General features: G+C 65.8%; 2 protein-coding genes and 1 pseudogene. All 3 read right to left on the minus strand.

Translation table 11 applies throughout. The features are described 5' to 3' along the window. The coding region (locus JCM25156_RS11160; protein ID WP_025813133.1) for a glutamate synthase central domain-containing protein at window positions 1–1,849 on the minus strand (1,849 nt) is incomplete at its 3' end. Between the two features lie 5 nt (window positions 1,850–1,854). Next, window positions 1,855–3,309, minus strand: coding sequence for an NAD(P)-dependent oxidoreductase (locus JCM25156_RS11165; RefSeq protein ID WP_025813134.1), 1,455 nt, complete (start codon window positions 3,307–3,309; stop codon window positions 1,855–1,857). Window positions 3,310–3,462: 153 nt separating this feature from the next. After that, window positions 3,463–3,666: pseudogene (locus JCM25156_RS11170) on the minus strand (complex I NDUFA9 subunit family protein); the annotation flags it as partial.

The raw sequence follows: 3,666 nt of genomic DNA on the forward strand, positions 1-3,666 counted from the left end.
CCGCGCGCAGCCCGGCCTCGCCCTCGGCGGCGGGGAAGGTGCAGTCGATGATGCAGCTATCCTTGCCACAGAACTCGACCAGCGCCTGGAACTCGCCCGTCGTCAGCACCGGGGAGGGAAGCTGGAGCAGGTCGCACTGCGTCTCGCTTTCCTCAAGGATGTTGCCAAGGTTGCCCAGCCGCGTCACCAGACTCATGACCCGCGTTTCACGCAGGCTGTCGATGGGCGGGTTGGTGACCTGGCTGAAGGCCTGGCGGAAGTAATGCGCAAGGCCACGGTAACGGGTGGACAGCACCGCAAGCGGCGTATCGTCACCCATCGAGCCGATGGCCTCGGCCGCGTTCTCCACCATCGGCTGGAGGATCGTCTCGAGGTCTTCCAGCGTCAGGCCCACGGCAAGCTGGCGGCGGCGCAGGGTGTCGGCGTCATACAGCACCGGCTCGCTGCCATCGGGGCGCACGATGCTGGAGATTTCCTGCGTGCGCTTCACCCAGCTTGAAAAATCCTGCCGGTCCGAAAGCGTGTCGAGCAGTTCGTCGTTGCTGTACAGCTTTGCCGTTTTCAGGTCGAGCGCCAGCGACTGCCCCGGCCCCAGCCGACCACGGCTGACGATGTCGGCTTCGGGCACCTTGACCATGCCGGTCTCGGATCCGACGATCAGCAGGCCGCTGCCGGTAATGGTGTAGCGCAGGGGGCGCAGGCCGCTGCGGTCAAGGCCCGCGACCATCCACCGCCCGTCGGTCGCGCACAGCGCGGCGGGGCCGTCCCACGGCTCCATCACGGCGTTGCAGTAGGAATACATGTCCTTGTGGCGCTGCTTCATGGCGGAATTGCCGCCGATGCTGGCCGGGATCATGAGGCAGCGCGCCATGGGCGCGTCACGCCCGGCGAAGGTCAGCAGTTCGAACACGTTGTCGAAGCACGCCGTATCCGACCCCTGCGCCTGCACGACGGGCTTGAGATCCTCCATGAACGGGTCCAGCACCGGATCGGCCAGCCGGGTCTCATGGCTTTTCATCCAGTTGACGTTGCCCGAGATGGTGTTGATCTCACCATTATGGGCAAGGCGGCGGAACGGCTGGGCCAGCTTCCATGTGGGGAAGGTGTTGGTCGAGTACCGCTGGTGATAGATCGCGAAGCGGCTGACGAAACGCGGGTCCAGCAGGTCGGGATAGAACACGGTCAGGTGTTCGGCCAGGAACATGCCCTTGTAGATCAGCGAACGGCACGACAGCGAACAGACATACAGATCCACCTGATTGGCGATCGCGCTTTTCTCGATCCGGCGGCGGATGACGTACAGGTCACGCTCGAATTCCTCTTCCGCGCTGCCGGGCAGGTTGCGGATCAGGATCTGCTCGATCTCGGGGCGGGTGGCGTTGGCCTTCTCACCGATGCAGTCGGTGTTGATCGGCACCTGACGCCAGCCATAGATGCTGTAGCCGAAGGCGAGGATCTCGCTTTCGATGATCTGGCGGCAGCGTTCCTGCGCCGCGATGTCCGTCTTGGGCAGGAAGATCATGCCCACGGCGATCTGGCTGTCAACGCCGCCCGCCGCGCCGCCCGCATGGATGGCGTCGGCAAAGAAATCCTGCGGGATCTCGACATGGATGCCCGCGCCATCGCCGGTCTTGCCATCGGCATCGACCGCGCCACGGTGCCACACGGCCTTCAGCGCCGCGATACCGGCTTCCACCACGTCACGCCGTGGCCTGCCATCCAGCGCGGCGACCATGCCCACACCGCAGGCGTCATGCTCCTGCGTGGGGTCGTACAGGCCGGAGATGGCCTTCGCGTTGTCTTCCCATTCCTGCACGAATCCGGTGGGCTGCCGTTCAATCTGGTCCATCATGCTCACTCCGCCACCTCGGCCTGCGCCGCCGTCATTTCCTCAAGCCAGCGGTGCATCTGCGCCGCCGCATCCCGCCCATCACGGATCGCCCACACCACAAGGCTGGCCCCGCGCACAATATCGCCCGCCGCGAACACGCCCGGCAGGCTGGTCATGAATGTCGCGCGGTCAACCATGAGCGTGCCCCAGCGCGAGACCTCCAGCTCCGGCTGGCCCCACAGCGTGGCCAGCGGTTCGGGGTCGAAGCCCAGCGCCTTGACCACCAGATCGGCCTCCAGCGTGAAGGCGCTGTTCTCCACCGGCTCGACCGACTGGCGGCCGCTGGCGTCGGGCAGGCCCAGTTTCATGCGGCTGGCGCGCACGCCGGTAACCGTTCCGTCGCCCTCGAACGCCAGCGGGGCGGCGAGCCATACGAACTCGACGCCTTCCTCCTCGGCGTTCTTCACCTCACGCACGGAACCGGGCATGTTGGCGCGGTCGCGGCGGTACAGGCACTTGACCGATCTGGCGCCCTGCCGGATGGCGGTGCGCACGCAGTCCATGGCCGTATCACCGCCCCCGATCACCACGACCGACTTGCCCGCGGCGTTCAGTTCACCGCTGTCATATTCCGCCACGCTGTCACCCAGCGAGACACGGTTGGACGCGGTCAGGTAATCCAGCGCGCGCACGATCCCGCCCTGCCCCGCGCCCGGACCGCCGATGTCGCGCGATTTGTACACGCCGGTGGCGACCAGCACACCGTCATGGCGCGCGCGCAGGGTGGAGAACGCGATGGTGTCCGGCCCGTCCGTATCCCCCACATCCTTGCCAAGGTGGAAGGTGACGCCCGAGTCCAGCAGCAGCCTGTGCCGCCGCAGCACGATGTCCTTTTCCAGCTTGAAGCCGGGAATGCCGTACATGAGCAGGCCGCCGATGCGGTCGTAACGGTCATAGACATGGACCTGGTAGCCCATCTCACGCAGTTGCACCGCCGCCGCGAGCCCGCCGGGACCGGCGCCGATGATGCCGACGCTTTCCGTGCGTTCGGTCACGGGCACGACCGGTTTGACCCAGCCGTTATCGAACGCGTTGTCGGTGATGTAGCGCTCCACCGCGCCGATGGTCACGCTCTCGAAGCCTTCCTCGATCACGCAGTTGCCTTCGCACAGGCGGTCCTGCGGGCAGATGCGGCCACAGATCTCGGGGAAGGTGTTGGTGGCGGAAGACAGCTCGTACGCTTCCTCCAGCCGGCCCGCCGCCGTCATCATCAGCCAGTCAGGGATGTTGTTGCCCAGCGGGCAGTGCACCGAACAGAACGGCACGCCGCACTGCGAACAGCGCGAAGCCTGCTTTTCCGCCATTTCCGTGGCGAAGGGCGCGTAAATCTCGTTAAAGTCCCTGCGGCGCGCCTCGGCAGGCCGTTTGTCCGGCTGCTCCTGCGCCACAGAGACGAATTTCAGCATGCGCTCGGCCATCGGTCTGCCCCTGGTCTGCTTGAAGGTGAAGGACGCGGCGGACGCAGCACGCGCCCCGCGACGCGCACAGGTCTACGCAACACCTTGCGCCAATAAAAGACAGCAGTACTGACCTTAATGGAAAATTAACCGGAAAATACCAGAATTCCGGCCTTACGGCGCTTCGGTCAGGATCAGATCCAGCGGGGCGGGCGTGATGCCCAGCATCTCGATCGTGCGCGCGCCGGGGGCCACGACGTTATCGGCATAGAGCAGGCGCAGCTGGTCGCGTGTCAGCATCCGGCCGGGCAGGTGCTCCAGCACCCCGGCCTGAAGGTTGGCCAGCCAGCGCGGCACCGCGAACAGTGGCCGCAGATG

The organism is Komagataeibacter kakiaceti JCM 25156, assembly GCF_000613305.1.